The organism is Candidatus Nitrososphaera evergladensis SR1 (genome assembly GCF_000730285.1).
Taxonomy (GTDB): domain Archaea; phylum Thermoproteota; class Nitrososphaeria; order Nitrososphaerales; family Nitrososphaeraceae; genus Nitrososphaera; species Nitrososphaera evergladensis.
The window spans coordinates 2108905-2126314 of record NZ_CP007174.1 but is presented as its reverse complement, the minus strand read 5'-3'; the positions used below and the strand labels follow the sequence as shown (position 1 = coordinate 2126314).

At 43.4% G+C, this 17410-nt stretch carries 12 protein-coding genes, 1 pseudogene and 1 CRISPR repeat array; of the genes and pseudogenes, 12 read left to right on the top strand and 1 reads right to left on the bottom strand.

Going from position 1 to position 17410, the window contains the following annotated elements; translation table 11 throughout:
- The first annotated feature begins 1 nt into the window (after position 1).
- From NTE_RS11585 to NTE_RS17630, 11 genes are all read left to right on the top strand, one after another.
- A complete protein-coding gene (locus NTE_RS11585; RefSeq protein ID WP_148701160.1) occupies positions 2–1717 on the top strand; it encodes a hypothetical protein in 1716 nt (571 codons plus the stop codon).
- Positions 1714–2664 (top strand): type I CRISPR-associated protein Cas7, encoded by a 951-nt coding sequence (locus tag NTE_RS11580; RefSeq protein ID WP_148701159.1) that lies wholly within the window; start codon positions 1714–1716, stop codon positions 2662–2664. The genes NTE_RS11585 and NTE_RS11580 overlap by 4 nt, the downstream gene beginning before the upstream one ends.
- The gene (gene cas5, locus NTE_RS11575; protein WP_148701158.1) at positions 2658–3407 is read left to right on the top strand and encodes a CRISPR-associated protein Cas5; all 750 of its coding nucleotides are present in this window, start codon (positions 2658–2660) and stop codon (positions 3405–3407) included. The genes NTE_RS11580 and cas5 overlap by 7 nt, the downstream gene beginning before the upstream one ends.
- On the top strand, positions 3391–5574 hold the full coding sequence (cas3, locus tag NTE_RS11570) for a CRISPR-associated helicase Cas3' (protein WP_158385507.1): 2184 nt from the start codon (positions 3391–3393) through the stop codon (positions 5572–5574). The genes cas5 and cas3 overlap by 17 nt, the downstream gene beginning before the upstream one ends.
- Entirely contained in the window at positions 5562–6203 is a 642-nt protein-coding gene (locus NTE_RS11565; RefSeq protein ID WP_148701156.1) for a CRISPR-associated endonuclease Cas6, read from the top strand. The genes cas3 and NTE_RS11565 overlap by 13 nt, the downstream gene beginning before the upstream one ends.
- Positions 6200–7156, top strand: coding sequence for a CRISPR-associated endonuclease Cas1 (gene cas1, locus NTE_RS11560; protein ID WP_148701155.1), 957 nt, complete (start codon positions 6200–6202; stop codon positions 7154–7156). Before NTE_RS11565 ends, cas1 begins: the two co-directional genes overlap by 4 nt.
- Positions 7153–7452 (top strand): CRISPR-associated endonuclease Cas2, encoded by a 300-nt coding sequence (gene cas2 / locus NTE_RS11555; RefSeq protein WP_148701154.1) that lies wholly within the window; start codon positions 7153–7155, stop codon positions 7450–7452. The genes cas1 and cas2 overlap by 4 nt, the downstream gene beginning before the upstream one ends.
- Positions 7449–8042 (top strand): CRISPR-associated protein Cas4, encoded by a 594-nt coding sequence (gene cas4, locus NTE_RS11550; RefSeq protein ID WP_148701153.1) that lies wholly within the window; start codon positions 7449–7451, stop codon positions 8040–8042. The genes cas2 and cas4 overlap by 4 nt, the downstream gene beginning before the upstream one ends.
- A gap of 81 nt (positions 8043–8123) precedes the next feature.
- Positions 8124–15344: direct repeats of the CRISPR family, unit length 37 nt; unit sequence GTCTGAAAGACGAATCCACCACAACAAGGATTGAAAC.
- Between the two features lie 154 nt (positions 15345–15498).
- Positions 15499–15645 (top strand): hypothetical protein, encoded by a 147-nt coding sequence (locus NTE_RS16700; RefSeq protein ID WP_158385504.1) that lies wholly within the window; start codon positions 15499–15501, stop codon positions 15643–15645.
- Between the two features lie 17 nt (positions 15646–15662).
- Positions 15663–16184, top strand: a complete 522-nt coding sequence (locus NTE_RS11545) for a hypothetical protein (protein WP_148701152.1) — start codon at positions 15663–15665, stop codon at positions 16182–16184.
- 44 nt (positions 16185–16228) lie between these two features.
- Entirely contained in the window at positions 16229–16603 is a 375-nt protein-coding gene (locus NTE_RS17630) for an HNH endonuclease (protein WP_148701151.1), read from the top strand.
- A 49-nt stretch (positions 16604–16652) separates the two neighbouring features.
- On the opposite strand, the gene NTE_RS11535 is transcribed toward NTE_RS17630, so the two are convergent.
- Positions 16653–16943, bottom strand: a complete 291-nt coding sequence (locus tag NTE_RS11535; RefSeq protein WP_158385500.1) for a winged helix-turn-helix transcriptional regulator — start codon at positions 16941–16943, stop codon at positions 16653–16655.
- A 136-nt stretch (positions 16944–17079) separates the two neighbouring features.
- On the opposite strand from NTE_RS11535, the pseudogene NTE_RS17625 reads away from it, so the two are divergent.
- A pseudogene (locus NTE_RS17625) lies at positions 17080–17406 on the top strand (type I restriction endonuclease); the annotation flags it as partial.
- Positions 17407–17410: the final 4 nt, after the last annotated feature.

The following is a 17410-nucleotide window of genomic DNA, read 5'->3' as shown; positions in this document are numbered from 1 at the left end:
ATTGCTTGCTCATGAACTCTATTTGAGAAACAGAAGCTTCAAGGGGGAGTTTGTAAAGAGCCCGAAACCGGTCAAGAAAGTGATAATGCGTGGAATGAGTCCTACACTGGATAAAAAGACCTTGCAGGAATATGGTGAACCACTTGAAGAATACAAGTCATTTCAAGTGCTCTTCTCTATGCCTTCTAATACTGCCCCCCGCTTGGGACTCCGGTTCAGAACTACCAGTCCAAATTCTCCGAGGCCATATGTTGAACTTTACGGACAGTTTCAGCATATTAAAGCAGGTCCAATAATCTCACTTGAGATGGGCAAGGGCGCTGCATCATTTATTGCGGAACTGAATTTGAAAACCAAAAAGGAGCGGATCGTGGCCAAGAATAGCATCTTCCTGAACATAGACAAGGAGAGGTATTTTATTTCAGGCAAGAATCTCTATGATGAATATGTACGATCCAGAGTAATCACAAAAGACTCTAAATTCAGCTCCACTCTCTTCAAGAGAATCTGCCAAGTATTCTTCAAACATGTCAGGTCACGCTGGCAAGAAGATAGAATACAAAATAAGGTGGTCAATTTCTCACTGTTAGTTCTCCCAAAGGATGGTGAGGTGGAATACCGTTCTACTGATGAAGAAAGCGATGCAGGGCAGAGTTTCACCGACTCATTTGGTAACAAGACAAAAAGCTTTGCAAAAGAAACTACAATCACCGCTAAATTCCTTTCATATGACGATCCTGCATTTGCTATCAATTGCTCTGATGGTGAGAGGTTTTACCGCAATTTGTCTATAGGTACGGAATCGCATCGTCTGGTCAACATCAATACAATAGATGTATTCCGCATAGCCGGCCTCCAGTGGATGTTTACCAACACGGCCAAACCCAGCTATCATTTCAATAATACTAAGAATGGAATATACTACCAGCTATGGAGAAATTACAAAGATCTGGACAAAGAAAGCCATAGACAGGAAGGCAGATCCAATCTCAAGGTACTTTGCTATTTGACTTCCCAAGCAAAGATGGAGGTGATGCTTGATGAAAACCTGACGATGGAGGATATGAAAGAGATATTTGCTAGAATCGAAGATGGAAGCCACATTCCATTCCATGCTCTAGAAGTTCTCATCGAAACAAGAGGGAAAACTACTATCTGGACACATTACCTGTCGGCGGTCAGAAGTCTGCTGGCAAAAAAGAAAATAGACAAGCACTATCTGCTTTCACGCTTTGTTTTGCAATTGCGTGAAAACATGTTTAATTGGCTTGACAAAAAAGTCCGAGAAGAACCCATGCAGTTCTTCAGTAAGAGCGACTTTTGCATAAAAGTTTTATGCAAGGATGTTCAACGAAATGAAGGCAAGGGTTATCTCATGGATGATAATGAAGAATACGCTCACAAAGTCGGGGTCATTGCTGCAGAGTATATCAAATTCAAAGAGAATGTGGAAGAATCTAGCAACTCACTTCGTGATATCCTTGCGTATTCTAGGTATGATAGGGAGAAGCTTCGCTTTGTGATGCAGCGAATAGGTCTTGGTCTGAGCCTATCAAAAGCTCCTGAAGATAAAATAAAGAAAATGGAATCATTCATCCGAAGCAATCAACCCTCTGCAGAAATAAGTGACGATTCTGCGTACAATGATTATTCGTACTTTTTCTACAAGGGCTACTTTAGCAAAGATGTAGGTATGAAAAAGGAGGCTCAAACTTGACAAAGAACATCAACAAAGAGATATTGTTCTACTATGAATCAAGGCAGAATCCAAATGGCGATCCTGGATTTGAAAACCAGCCTCGTCTTATGCCTGATGACACGATCCTAATAACCGATGTCCGAATAAAGCGGACTATACGCGATTATGCTAGAGATGTTCTTGGTGAGACATTGTTTGTCGATTACGATAAAGATGGCAATGCCGTTACGGCCGACCAGCGAGCTAAGGAGATAATAGGTAACATAAAGGGCAAAGATGTTATCGCAGAGTTGATACAATTGACATTCGACGCGCCTCTTTTTGGGGCACTTGTAACTGTCAGGTCTGATAAAGGAGAGGATGGAGGCGGGGATTCTCATAAACTCACAGGTCCCGTGCAGTTTGGACTAGGCAGAAGCGTGAACAAGGTCAGAATAATAAATCCAACAATATCAGGAAGATTTGTCGGCAAGAAGAACGAAGGTCAAGAGAAGCAATATTCGACATTTGGCAAGTTCTATTCTGTTGAATATGCTCTGTTGAAGGTACACGGGGCAATCAATCCGATGAACCTTGGCAAGTACTACAGCGATAACGAAGCGAGAAACCGTTTTGAAAAGGTTGAAGAAAAACTATTTGAATGTCTTTGGAAGGGCACCAACAACCTTGTCACACGCTCCAAATTCCCTCAGCGTAGCATACTTTACATCGAAGTTTCGTATGACTCGACATCATATAATGATCTGCCTGTGCTAGTTAACGAGTCTCAAGATATGAAACAGTTTGCGACTGGACTTTCAAAGTCTCCATTTGACTTTGAACGCCTGATAGGTACACTAGTGGAAAGAAAGTCACGTGTGAAGAATGTGAAGATAGCTTCATGCGATGACATACGCGAAGATGTCAAATTACTCCTATCGCGTCTGCGATCCAAACAAATACCCGTACATGAAGTCGAATGCTAAACAGCATCGTATCATTTTGCATCTCTGGCGAGTTTGCTGCATTTAGAGATCCTTCTGTAACGTCAAACCAGACCGTATATTACATACCTTCCAAGAGCGCAGTGATAGGTCTACTTGGAGCGATTCTGGGAGTGGAAAGAGATCACTCACTTGGGGAGATTTACGGTGGTGATTATATCAAACTGTTTAAGAAGACAAAGATCGGAATGGAGCTAGAGTCCGATCCGAGAAAAATTTCCTTCTTTACCAATCATAGGTCTCTTAAGGAACCAAAGACCAAACCATTCAAAACAGAAGTTTTGGTCTCACCATCATACAGAATCTATGTCAAGACTGATGATTCCATCATGGACACGCTTTATGCAGCTCTGAAGGAGAATGATTTCAAATATCCACCATACCTTGGGCATGCATACTGTCCTGCAAGAATTTCTGACGCAAAGATGCAAGAAATAGCTGTATTTGACGGCCGCAAATTTGAAACTTCATCAGTAATCCTCGACGAATCTGAAACGTACAATACGCGATTCTCTGTAACTGCCGAACCAGTGAACGATAATTCTCGCATAATAATAGAAAGACATCTTCACCATTTCTTTGAAAACGAAAAGCTGGAAAGGCGTGTTCTCAGACACTGGATACCGGCAAGAGGTTCAGCTTATGAGGTAAGAATTTCAGAAAAGCCCAAGCTATCGTCCTATTATTCTTTGCAGGATGGTGGAAAAGTTGTCTGTTTCTACTGACACTTTTCTATCGCATCCCGGAAAACCACTTGATGAGCACTTGATACGAGTGGCAACTTCTGCAGAAGGTATTGTACGCAAAACGCGGTTTGAAAGCTGCAAACTAGCATATTACGCGGGCCTCCTGCATGATATAGGCAAACTTAATCCATTTTATCAAGAGCTTTTTCAGGCAGGAGATGAAAAAAGAAGGTTAATTGAAGACGATCTAGAGTCCAAATACGAAAGACAACATGCTTTGTTTTCTGCGTGGGCTGCAGAAAAGCTACTAGCCGATGAACTAGATTCAAATCAATTACAACTCGTGCTCTGTGTCATAGCGGCCCATCATTCACATCTCTCAAACGAAATACAAAATGAAGATCAAACAGATCGCATGAAAAGGACTAAGCAAGGTCTACTTGAAAACCTTGCAAAATTTAAAGGAGCAATGGCTAACACACAACACTTTTCTACGCTTGACTGGGATCAATGTCTTTCAAAATTTGCAAGACCAATGTCCTTTGAGAACAAGCTACAATCACTCTCCGGAGACGCTGTACGCGACTTTATTGAAGCTTGTATGATATTCTCGGCCTTGCTTCAAGCGGACAGGGGAAGCTTTTCCGAACGGCAGGATATCAAATACGATTTGCGCATGAGCACCAACAGACTAGTTAACACAACATCAGGACTTTCAAAACTCCGCACAGAGTTTCAGCAGTGGTTTGCTAGCACCCATGACTTTGCTGCGCCAGTGTCGGTGCTTAATGCACCCACTGGAATGGGAAAAACAAAGGTCTTTCTGGACCTTATAAACGAATATTCGAATATACATGGAATAGAACGTGTTATGTATTTTTCTCCATTGCTTGCATTAACTGAAGATTTTGAGAGCAAAATAAAAGATGTATTAGATCAACAAGCACTTGATGAGATCCTCGTCTACAACCATCTCTTTGCAGGCAGTCTTGCAAGCAAGTTGAGTGAGAGCCGTACATTGGAAAGCCTTGGCTATAACTTTGAAAATGAGTCATTTCACAGCAAGTTTGTCATATCAACAACCCAGAGACTTTTGATGATACTCTATTTTAACTCCGTATCCGATAAGATGAAACTTGCTTCTCTACGCAATGCGTTACTGATAGTTGATGAAATACAGGTCGTACCAAAGTTTCTTCTACCAAATTTTATCAAGATGCTGCAAAAAATATGCCAAGAAATGAACTCAAAGACACTCTTGGTTAGTGCAACTATTCCTTATGAACTGTCCAACAATGTTCCAATTACACGAGTCCCTCAAACACTGTCAGAAACGTATCATAGATTGACTCTGAAAAACATTAGGTTCATGACCCGTTTTCAGCCTCCTGTGAGGATTGATAGAAAAATCCTTGTCATGTTAAATACACGAAAAAAAGCAAAGGAGGTTTTTTATGAAATGTCGCAGAATGGTCACCAGTCGCTGTATGTAACCTCGGGCATAAGAAAGAAGACTCGCAGCGACATCATTCAGAAGATCAAAGAAAAAGGAAAAAATGTGATTGTAGTTTCTACTCAGGTGCTGGAAGCAGGAGTTGACGTGAGCTTTGCTGAAGTATACCGCGAAGTCGCTCCCCTAGATAACGTTGTGCAAGTTATGGGGCGTCTCAATCGTGAAGGTGAAGCAACGAATCCCATGCTTTTCATTTTCCAGAAGGATTCGGATTACCTACCGTACAGCGAGCTGGAGTATCAGGAATCGCTGAAAATACTGAAAAAAGTGAAGAATTCCAAGGAATTGTATGACAAACTTGACAGTTACTATGAGCGAGTATCTGTGAAGAACATGCAGAATGCAGACAGAATAGAAGAGCTTGACCGCTTAATTCGTGACATGGATTTTGAGGATGTTTCGAGATTTGTGAACAATCACGTATTTGCAGACGAAGGACACTCCATGATAGTGCCTGAAGCTGAGCAAGACTTGCAAAAGATATCTGAAGCGCTAAAATCAACACAAAGAATCGACAGAAGATCGTTCAAGTCTTACTCTGCTCTAACCGCGAATATTTCGGCCTCTTCAGTGAAGCTTGTAAGAGATTATCTCGACCAAGAACTCCTAGAAAGGGGCATCCTTATTCCCAAAAAGGGTTGTCTGCAGGACGTTTACGACGTGGAGGTAGGCTTAGACAAATGGATAAAATAAAGATCTGCTATGCTTATGTTGAAGTTCCGAACAATACCATATCATCAGTAGCTCTGCGCGGTTTTCTTGGGCACCTGTTTGTGGAGGACACAGAATTTCATCACCACTCTGAAAGCTCCTATCATTACCCGCTAGTCCAGTACAAGAAAGTTCATGGTCGGCTTTTGGTAATGGGTCTAAATGACTATGCCGAAGTTGTATGTCGTAAGATATCCACACTTGACCATATAACTACACCAACTGACAAGATAAGCATACAGAGCGTGGACATAGTGAATGACTCATTCTCTATCGAGGAAACAAAATCAAGGTTCAGATTTGTTACACCTTGGATAGCTCTCAACGAGGAAAACTACCGGAAATTTAAGGATCTTGAGGGCGGAAAACGAAAGTTATTCCTTGAAAAGATACTTGTGGGCAACATCTTGAGTGCCTTGAAGGGGTTGTCAGTGTTCGTCAATTTCAAAGTTACTGCCAACCTTGAAACTTTCCGACCACAATCGGCCAAGGTACATGAGAACTATTTTCAAGCCTTCAGAGCCTCCTTTAGTGTCAATACAAATCTTCCTAGATTCTTTGGTCTTGGCAAGAGCGTTTCAAAGGGTTTCGGGGTGATTGAAGCTGTATGATCCTCGAAATATCAAGTCACGGATCAGTCCTGAAACGTCAAAATGATCTGTTCATAGTAAAAAATGAAGATGGCAAATCTGAGGTTCCTGCAGAAAAGGTCGATGCTATAATCACAAGCGCCAATATACTCATCAGCTCACAGGCAATCAAATTATGCATTGAAAAGAATATTCAACTCGTTGTGACTGACTGGGCAGGAAGACCGGTTGCAAGGCTGTGGGTGAGTACGGCCGGCAAGAGTACAGAATTGCGTAGGAGACAGTATGCCAACCAAGATACGGTATTGGGAGTCCAGATCTCAATTGAGCTGGTCAGAACAAAGCTCAAAAGGCAAAAGGAGTTTTTGCAAGACTTGAAGAACAACAGGAAAGTTGATGTTCCAGAAATCACTCGTGCAATTGACATCATATCAGATGCACTCTTGCAGATCCGCAAGCTTCAACCTGATAACAGAGTGAAACAAAGTCTTCTTGGACTCGAAGGTACATCTGCTTCAGCATACTTCCGCGCTATATCTTCAAGCCTACCTAGCAAATGGTCGTTTGAACACAGAAGCCAGTATCCTGCGCTAGACGGTTTTAATGCGTTACTAAATTATGCCTACGGAATAGCCTATTCTGATGTTGAAAAGATAATAATTCTGTCAGGTCTTGATCCAAATTCAGGCTTTTACCATGCTGACTCTTATGGTAAACCCACACTTTCCTTTGACCTCATGGAGTTGGTAAGACCACTTATAGACAGGACGGTCGTGAGCCTGTTTAACAAGAAAATGGTTTCAGAACGCTGGTTTGAAAAGAATGATGATTCAAGTATATTTCTGAAAAAGGATGCCAGACTGACGCTTTTGACCTCTTACAGCGAGAAGAACAGAAAAGAGCTGGAAAAGATAACTTGGAGGTTTTGCAGAGAAATAATAGAAAGGCTTACCAGCGGAGATAAAGAAGCATGAAAGGAAACTCATACTATGCAGTCTACGACATTTCAGATGATTTAGTTCGAAAAAACGTCATACGGATTCTAAAAAATGCAGGGTTTATAAGAATACAAAAAAGTGCCTTCTGCGGCACCCTTGTAAACCAGAAAAAGAAGGACCTGCTCGAAGATATAAAGAAGGTCATTGCTGATGAGCGGGACTCTTTCTATCTTATTCTTACGTGTGAGCAGTGTTTTGGCAGGATCAGTATAGTGGGGAAGGGATTTGATAGACAATATGCCGCGGGTAAAAGATCTGCTGAGGTTCTATGAAAGATCTAATAACAGTAACTGATGTGGTCGAGAATGCATTTTGTCCTAAATTCACCTACTATTCTTTGGTTCTAGGGTTACGTCAATATGAGGAAAAGAGAGGTACTGTTATGGCCGGACGCACTCTACACACTCGATCAGAAAAGCTCAATCCCACCTATGTTCCAAAGTTGGCACGAGGAAAGAAGCTGGTTGCAATGCAGCTTTACTCGACGCGGTTAGGTCTGTCGGGAAAAATTGATGAAGCCTACGAGAGTAGTAGAGAAATCATTCTGGTTGAAAGAAAATACACTGATTTCACTGTGATAACCGACAGCTTGAAGGCTCAGATCGGCTTGCTCTCCATTTTGCTTGAGGAGAATCGCAATAAGCCTGTTACTCGTGTTTTTGTGATCTTTCAAAAATCAAAGCGAGTAGTAAGAGAAATTAGATTAACATCAGAATTGAAAAACTTTGCTTTGCAAAAGTTAGAATCTGTTAAGCAGATAATAACAAGTGGAATCAGCCCAAATGCACAGTACGGCAGTAAATGTCTCGACTGCACATACAGAAAGGTATGTCCTACCGGATCTTTATATATGAATCAATAAAAATGAAGAACGGTGATGAAAACAGATTTTCCATATCCAAGAATTGCGGTTTTGAGCACAAAACTGGGCATTTATGGCGCTGTCTGAAAGACGAATCCACCACAACAAGGATTGAAACCAAGAAAAAATACAAGGATATGAAGCTAGATAGCATGTCTGAAAGACGAATCCACCACAACAAGGATTGAAACTCTGTAGACAACATCGTAGACCTTAAACCTAAAACTGTCTGAAAGACGAATCCACCACAACAAGGATTGAAACCGGTCCATTCCAAAAGTTGTGTCTTGCCCCTTGCTGGGTCTGAAAGACGAATCCACCACAACAAGGATTGAAACCGCATTATAACAAAGAAGAGCTACGACAAAAGATGTCTGAAAGACGAATCCACCACAACAAGGATTGAAACTTAGAGCCTACGCTGTCGTTTCCGTTGCCTGCAAAGTCTGAAAGACGAATCCACCACAACAAGGATTGAAACTGAAGCCAAACATAAAGGACCTTTGTTCTATGGCCGTCTGAAAGACGAATCCACCACAACAAGGATTGAAACTAGGACGTTCTTATCGTCTTGTTGTTTGCACCATCCGTCTGAAAGACGAATCCACCACAACAAGGATTGAAACAGGACCCGATAGCTGCATTCGTAGACGAATGCCTGGTCTGAAAGACGAATCCACCACAACAAGGATTGAAACCCCTGCGCTCAAGTCTAGGGTCCTTGCTCATAAGCTGTCTGAAAGACGAATCCACCACAACAAGGATTGAAACTATTTTTCAACTCGTTGGCCATGTCTACCGCTTGCTTGTCTGAAAGACGAATCCACCACAACAAGGATTGAAACTCTCTTACGAACTCCTCAGGATTGAAATCCTCGTGTCTGAAAGACGAATCCACCACAACAAGGATTGAAACCCTTCGTCCTCCACTCGTTGTTTTTCTCCACCGGCTGTCTGAAAGACGAATCCACCACAACAAGGATTGAAACTAAAGATAACAAAGACGATTTTTCAGCTTGTTACAGTCTGAAAGACGAATCCACCACAACAAGGATTGAAACGAATCTATTTTTCCACTAAGATTCGTCCCTGCTGTAGTCTGAAAGACGAATCCACCACAACAAGGATTGAAACTTTTATGACTAGAAAGTAGCGTTATAACAGATAGCGTCTGAAAGACGAATCCACCACAACAAGGATTGAAACCCACCAAATACGGCGCAAGCAAAAAGGTTCCCGAAGTCTGAAAGACGAATCCACCACAACAAGGATTGAAACCAACAAATCGCATCGGTACAGATTGATTTGCTGCGTCTGAAAGACGAATCCACCACAACAAGGATTGAAACTTTGTTACCCAGCCCTGTTCGTTGGTGACTTGGAACTTGTCTGAAAGACGAATCCACCACAACAAGGATTGAAACCAACTTCCGGAAGCGCAAGCGCAAAGTGAATGTGCTGTCTGAAAGACGAATCCACCACAACAAGGATTGAAACCCAAAACTAGTGGTTGAAGACCCGCCACAAAAGGACGGTCTGAAAGACGAATCCACCACAACAAGGATTGAAACATCAAGGCCCGAACACCCCGCACGGACTGGGACTCGTCTGAAAGACGAATCCACCACAACAAGGATTGAAACTAGATAGAAGGTGACTTCTCTGTGTCGCTTTTAACGTCTGAAAGACGAATCCACCACAACAAGGATTGAAACATTATCTTAAGAATCCATACGCGACTGGAAGCAACACAAAAGACACTGTAGAGTCTGAAAGACGAATCCACCACAACAAGGATTGAAACCACGCGCTGCAGGGGTGATGTCGACTTGCTCACCCGTCTGAAAGACGAATCCACCACAACAAGGATTGAAACACTACAAGTAGTTAGGCATGGCAACATCGAAAAAGGTCTGAAAGACGAATCCACCACAACAAGGATTGAAACCAACTGCGCAGGCAAGCGCCAGCTCGTCCTCATTCTGTCTGAAAGACGAATCCACCACAACAAGGATTGAAACTAAAGGTAAATAGTCAGATTTCCGCCACGAGCAATAGTCTGAAAGACGAATCCACCACAACAAGGATTGAAACTCATCAGCGGCATTGGCGGTATTGCTGTTCCCTGAGTCTGAAAGACGAATCCACCACAACAAGGATTGAAACTCTCCACGTACTTTGTCATCCATTCCTGGAAGAGCGTCTGAAAGACGAATCCACCACAACAAGGATTGAAACGCCCCGGCTCGGCTGGCCTCTTCAGGTAGAAGAATTGTCTGAAAGACGAATCCACCACAACAAGGATTGAAACCTCATTTTTCCACCATTTCCTCCTCTTTTTTATGGTCTGAAAGACGAATCCACCACAACAAGGATTGAAACCACTCACCACAGGCACATCAAGCACAGACAAACAGTCTGAAAGACGAATCCACCACAACAAGGATTGAAACTTTCCAGTACGGCAAGCAGCCCAACTACACTACGGTCTGAAAGACGAATCCACCACAACAAGGATTGAAACTCGTGCCTGCGTCCAAATCTGACTGCGTAACATAGTCTGAAAGACGAATCCACCACAACAAGGATTGAAACGGGCTGCAGGGCATGATAAAGGAACGCTGGCTTGACATGTCTGAAAGACGAATCCACCACAACAAGGATTGAAACGATATTCACCGACTGCGCCATGAGTGCCATCTGTGTGTCTGAAAGACGAATCCACCACAACAAGGATTGAAACATAACCTCGTCGTCAAAGTATTCCCTGTCGTTGGTCGTCTGAAAGACGAATCCACCACAACAAGGATTGAAACATGCCAACATGGACAAGCAGGGCGACGACACCATCGTCTGAAAGACGAATCCACCACAACAAGGATTGAAACTTGTCGACAGCATCATCTCGCTTCACAGGGCAGAGTGTCTGAAAGACGAATCCACCACAACAAGGATTGAAACCTTTAACAAAGAAGTGATACGAGAGGCGCTAAAGGTCTGAAAGACGAATCCACCACAACAAGGATTGAAACTGTATTGTAGTGCACGCCAATCGTAAGATCAACTGCCTGTCTGAAAGACGAATCCACCACAACAAGGATTGAAACTTTTCTCGATGGTCCTTATACCGCGGATTTTAGAGTCTGAAAGACGAATCCACCACAACAAGGATTGAAACTCTGGACGTCCACTGCAGCAGAAAGGCCAAAATCGAGTCTGAAAGACGAATCCACCACAACAAGGATTGAAACTTTGCGGCATACCTGTACCAGTAGTGGATATCCTGTCTGAAAGACGAATCCACCACAACAAGGATTGAAACTATACTCACGAACAAGAGAACGCCCTCGAACTGCAACTGTCTGAAAGACGAATCCACCACAACAAGGATTGAAACCCAAACTCCTCTCCGTAATTGGTAGCAAGACCCGTTACGTCTGAAAGACGAATCCACCACAACAAGGATTGAAACACCTAAAGCCCGAGCCCGAGCAAAAGGCGTCAATTGTCTGAAAGACGAATCCACCACAACAAGGATTGAAACTATTTTTCAACTCGTTGGCCATGTCTACCGCTTGCTTGTCTGAAAGACGAATCCACCACAACAAGGATTGAAACTCTCTTACGAACTCCTCAGGATTGAAATCCTCGTGTCTGAAAGACGAATCCACCACAACAAGGATTGAAACCCTTCGTCCTCCACTCGTTGTTTTTCTCCACCGGCTGTCTGAAAGACGAATCCACCACAACAAGGATTGAAACTCATGGCATGTCCGCAATGTGGAACTATCCTGTATGTCTGAAAGACGAATCCACCACAACAAGGATTGAAACTCAGTGCCCGAAACCGAATAGTACAATGATATACGGTCTGAAAGACGAATCCACCACAACAAGGATTGAAACGTTGAACGTCGGCGCCTTCGGAAGCGAAGCATTCAAGTCTGAAAGACGAATCCACCACAACAAGGATTGAAACAATGTCATAGAAGAAGATTCGTGCCTTCAATAGATGTCTGAAAGACGAATCCACCACAACAAGGATTGAAACCATTGCAGAAGGAGATGAATATCCTGAGGGAGCAGATTGTCTGAAAGACGAATCCACCACAACAAGGATTGAAACCACATACGGTTGCGGGCAAATTGAGCGCAAAAATAGTCTGAAAGACGAATCCACCACAACAAGGATTGAAACTGAATCAGTGAGGCGCAAGGCAGCAGCCGTCCTTTGTCTGAAAGACGAATCCACCACAACAAGGATTGAAACACAGTCTCACGCAACCCCGACTATATCATATCGAGTCTGAAAGACGAATCCACCACAACAAGGATTGAAACAAACCGCCTACGGTAAAACAATGGAGGTTTACAAGTCTGAAAGACGAATCCACCACAACAAGGATTGAAACCTCTCCTGCAGGAGCTATCACATTGGTAAATGAAGGTCTGAAAGACGAATCCACCACAACAAGGATTGAAACTTATTACAGCTACCGGAAGCGACGGAAATAGTGCGTCTGAAAGACGAATCCACCACAACAAGGATTGAAACTGTCATCATCGGGCGCGACTTGACCCGTTCCGAAAAGTCTGAAAGACGAATCCACCACAACAAGGATTGAAACCGTTGCCAGCGGAGCAGGAAACCCGCCAACCGAGAAGTCTGAAAGACGAATCCACCACAACAAGGATTGAAACCATAGCCTTGGAGCCTTTGGTAGTTTGTGCGGGTCGTCTGAAAGACGAATCCACCACAACAAGGATTGAAACTCAGCCTGATAAATGACTTGCGGCGGGCAAACATTGTGTCTGAAAGACGAATCCACCACAACAAGGATTGAAACTCAAGACGTTTATCGACTCGGACACCTCCTTTACGGTCTGAAAGACGAATCCACCACAACAAGGATTGAAACTGTTTTCTATTGTAATATCTGCCTCCGCCTTTGGGTCTGAAAGACGAATCCACCACAACAAGGATTGAAACTCTCCGCCTCTACCTCCATACCCGCAATTTCGGAGTCTGAAAGACGAATCCACCACAACAAGGATTGAAACTGCTTTTCCCGTCGTTGTTCTTGTCTCTCGTGGTGTGTCTGAAAGACGAATCCACCACAACAAGGATTGAAACTGCTCAACGGCGATGTCGTGAGCCTCTTCTGAATCGTCTGAAAGACGAATCCACCACAACAAGGATTGAAACCTATAACAAGGGATACCTCATTCTCGATTGGTGGTGTCTGAAAGACGAATCCACCACAACAAGGATTGAAACTCTATGCCATTATTGACGGCGCGCCGACGCAACGAAGTCTGAAAGACGAATCCACCACAACAAGGATTGAAACGATCCCAAGCTTTTCCGATAGGTCCGTCTTTGTGCCGTCTGAAAGACGAATCCACCACAACAAGGATTGAAACTCGTCTACGGTGTTGTCCGTGTTGATAGTGATAATGTCTGAAAGACGAATCCACCACAACAAGGATTGAAACCTTTACTCCTTTCTATTTCCCTCCTTTTCCTGCCGTCTGAAAGACGAATCCACCACAACAAGGATTGAAACTCGGTTTTAGGGGGGGGAGGTTCTTTAACCAGTCTGAAAGACGAATCCACCACAACAAGGATTGAAACTGTAATCGACCGGCTTTTCTTCGCGCTCAAACTTGCCGTCTGAAAGACGAATCCACCACAACAAGGATTGAAACCAAGGATCGCAATGGCCAGTATAGCAACACCGACACGTCTGAAAGACGAATCCACCACAACAAGGATTGAAACATCCCCATGGACGAATGGGAAACTCCTGACTTTGTGTCTGAAAGACGAATCCACCACAACAAGGATTGAAACTTGTCGCACTCTATCAGAGCGCCGCAAGAGCCGCAGTCTGAAAGACGAATCCACCACAACAAGGATTGAAACTACAAACTTGCTCGTGAGAAGGGAATAGGGGCAAGTCTGAAAGACGAATCCACCACAACAAGGATTGAAACGTCTTGGCCTCGTCAGAATTTCCCCTGATTCTCGCGGTCTGAAAGACGAATCCACCACAACAAGGATTGAAACTGCTTGACTTCGACCAGCTCTAGCGGGATTCTGGCCGTCTGAAAGACGAATCCACCACAACAAGGATTGAAACTCTACACGGTTGCTTTGAACTTTGACGATAGCAGGTCTGAAAGACGAATCCACCACAACAAGGATTGAAACTCCTGGAGCTGAGCTATTGAGATGGCAGAAGATAGGTCTGAAAGACGAATCCACCACAACAAGGATTGAAACCGAATGCCTCAACGTTCTGGCAGAACTGGCCCCAAGTCTGAAAGACGAATCCACCACAACAAGGATTGAAACCCGCGTTCTATGGCGACTTTCCGGTCAACAAGGAGATGTCTGAAAGACGAATCCACCACAACAAGGATTGAAACTCAGCACTCTCTTTCACCGAAGTCAACAAGAAAGAGTCTGAAAGACGAATCCACCACAACAAGGATTGAAACACAAGGGGCAGATAGGCGCCATGACGGGGTACGCGTGTCTGAAAGACGAATCCACCACAACAAGGATTGAAACCAAGATGAACGGCTCTGTCAAGGGAGAGACGCTTGTCTGAAAGACGAATCCACCACAACAAGGATTGAAACTCTGGTCTACCTGTTGATGCAGTGTAGTCGTTGAAGTCTGAAAGACGAATCCACCACAACAAGGATTGAAACTCTAGTTCGGGTGTCGGAGGCATCTTGATCTCTTTGTGTCTGAAAGACGAATCCACCACAACAAGGATTGAAACTTGTTTGAGCTACAGGCTTGCCGACATTGATTCCTGTCTGAAAGACGAATCCACCACAACAAGGATTGAAACTTCTAGGCGCTCCCGCACTAGAATGTTGACAGCAGTCTGAAAGACGAATCCACCACAACAAGGATTGAAACTGAGTTGCGGAAATATGGAAATTGAATCTGCCAAGCGTCTGAAAGACGAATCCACCACAACAAGGATTGAAACGCGTCTTCGATGGCGACCCTGATCCTTGCCGCTTCCGTCTGAAAGACGAATCCACCACAACAAGGATTGAAACCTGAACCATGACGAGCTTTTTGGGAGATTCTTGTCTGTCTGAAAGACGAATCCACCACAACAAGGATTGAAACCCAAGTGTCTTTGGCTCTCACAGTATGTTGCAAAGAATGTCTGAAAGACGAATCCACCACAACAAGGATTGAAACCTGGCGTTTGTGCTGTTACCGTTGCGTTCCATGTGTCTGAAAGACGAATCCACCACAACAAGGATTGAAACGAACTGGATTCAATTGTGGCTCTCTTCTTCCACCAAGCGTCGCGAGAATGTTTATTTAAATATGGAAGGTAAGAAAGGTGCTCCTCTACTGTTAGACAATGTCTCAATAAGACTTAATACTAACAGAATCGATAGGTTATTTGGAGACTAAGACATGACTACCATTGAGGATAGAGTCGCAAAGTTAACTGGCAAGGATGCCGAGATATTTCAGAAGTATGACTCTAGAGCACTAAGTGAAAAGGAAAAAGAAGCGCTCAGGAAAGCTCACCAAGTTTATAAGAAATACTGCAAGACCTAATCACAAGTCTTCCTTTAATGAAACTAGATCCCATCAAGTTCAATGTCCGTCTGTGGCAGGAGTCGGATGATTTATCACATTTGAATTGCAAGGAGCCAGATGGCTCTGACCCACTTGGTGTCCAAGAGTTTCTTGAAAAGAAGGCAGTCCAGTATCATAAAAGTAGGTTATGCTCATTATTCGTCACAACCTACGAACAAAAGCCTGTTGGATTCTTTGCGCTATGCATGTCTGCGATTGAAAGCCCCAGACTAGCTGCAGATGAAAAGGTTAATGGTTACACGCCAAGGTCCTATCCAGCAATGTTGTTGGCACAGATGGGCGTTAATCTTCCTTTTAGAAACCAAGGGATAGGTATAGAAATTCGTGATTTTTGCCTTGGCATCGCTGTTGATATTGGTGAACGTGTAGCCTGCCGCTATGTCATACTTCAGACCAATGAACACTTGTCAAATTATTATAGAAAATACTGGGAATTCATTAAACAAGAGAACCCTCCTCACAGAGGCAAGGTTTGGATGTATCGCCGTGTCGCTTGAGCTATCTCTTAAAATTCTAGGATGCTATCCCATGCAGGATACGGATGTCTCGTAAAAGGGTAATGATGCCCGACAAGGCACTTCACACCATAAGACAACGGCGTAAATTCCATCTTGATCGCCGCTCCTTTGTAGAGCAGCTTAGGATACGCGATAGCGGACTCTACTGCAGAGCCTGCGGCAAACAATTCGCTGGCAAACATGACAAGACTATGACAGTTGACCACATAGTCCCTATCAGCCAAGGCGGCAATCATATGGCGCTATCCAACCTTCAACTTTGTGTAGAATGTCAAGGACGCAAGGAGAAGGCCTTGAACCAGCAAGAGCTGACTATTTTAATATGGGCTCAAGGTCCAAGCACGTCAGGCACTTGCCATGCGGGACTTGGCTACGTATTGGCAGAAAAGCGGCAGTAGATTCGCTGCTTCCAACCATTTAAGAACAACCATCAATTTAGCGAATGACTTATCCTCCTAATTTATCGATCTCTTGCATTTTTTGGAGTGCTTCCTTTCCCTTATCTGTCAACTTGTAGTGAACGAAATATCTCTTCTCTACCTTGAGACTTACTGTCGATATAAAACCAATACTTTCCAATTCCTTCAGTCTTTGTGCTCTTGTTCTTTCATTAGGGCTGACAAGAGACAAATCACTAAATCTTGAGGGCTTCTTGCTCAGAGCTTCAAGTATGTCTAATGCATAGGTCTGAGCTAAAGTTCGGATTAGAGACCATCTTGCATTAGACTGTGAGGGCAACAGGGAGAAGCAATGGTCTTATAATAAAATCAGTTTCCGATACTCTGACATAGTTGACTGTATCTGGTACAGTTCACCTATTGACAAAGGAAATAGCCAAGCAAATTATCAAGGCCCTTGTAGACAAGTATAATGGATAAGACAGGAAAACAAACTTTCAAAGTACAATGAAGAAAATACCAAAGCAGAGTTTATCGAACCTCTTTTTGAAGCTCTTGGGTGGGATGTTCGGAATACCTATCATCCTGACGAAGTTACTAGAGAGGAAAATATCTCAAAGGATAGAGTAGATTATAGTTTTAGAATCAATGGGATACCAAAGTTCTTTTTAGAAGCTAAGGCACTCAGGGAAAATCTGGAGAATCCAAAATATGTAGAACAGGCCATCAACTATTCATGGCATAAAGGGTGTACTTGGGCCGTTCTGACAGACTTTGAAGAAGTAAAAGTCTTCAATGCAGAATGGC

What these genes read in the sequence shown, in the direction of transcription:
- cas5 (WP_148701158.1), top strand. Translation starts at nt 2,658, where the DNA reads ATGCTAAACAGCATCGTATCATTTTGCATCTCTGGCGAGTTTGCTGCA.
- NTE_RS11565 (WP_148701156.1), top strand. Translation starts at nt 5,562, where the DNA reads ATGGATAAAATAAAGATCTGCTATGCTTATGTTGAAGTTCCGAACAAT.
- cas1 (WP_148701155.1), top strand. Translation starts at nt 6,200, where the DNA reads ATGATCCTCGAAATATCAAGTCACGGATCAGTCCTGAAACGTCAAAAT.
- cas2 (WP_148701154.1), top strand. Translation starts at nt 7,153, where the DNA reads ATGAAAGGAAACTCATACTATGCAGTCTACGACATTTCAGATGATTTA.
- cas4 (WP_148701153.1), top strand. Translation starts at nt 7,449, where the DNA reads ATGAAAGATCTAATAACAGTAACTGATGTGGTCGAGAATGCATTTTGT.
- NTE_RS16700 (WP_158385504.1), top strand. Translation starts at nt 15,499, where the DNA reads ATGACTACCATTGAGGATAGAGTCGCAAAGTTAACTGGCAAGGATGCC.
- NTE_RS11545 (WP_148701152.1), top strand. Translation starts at nt 15,663, where the DNA reads ATGAAACTAGATCCCATCAAGTTCAATGTCCGTCTGTGGCAGGAGTCG.
- NTE_RS17630 (WP_148701151.1), top strand. Translation starts at nt 16,229, where the DNA reads ATGTCTCGTAAAAGGGTAATGATGCCCGACAAGGCACTTCACACCATA.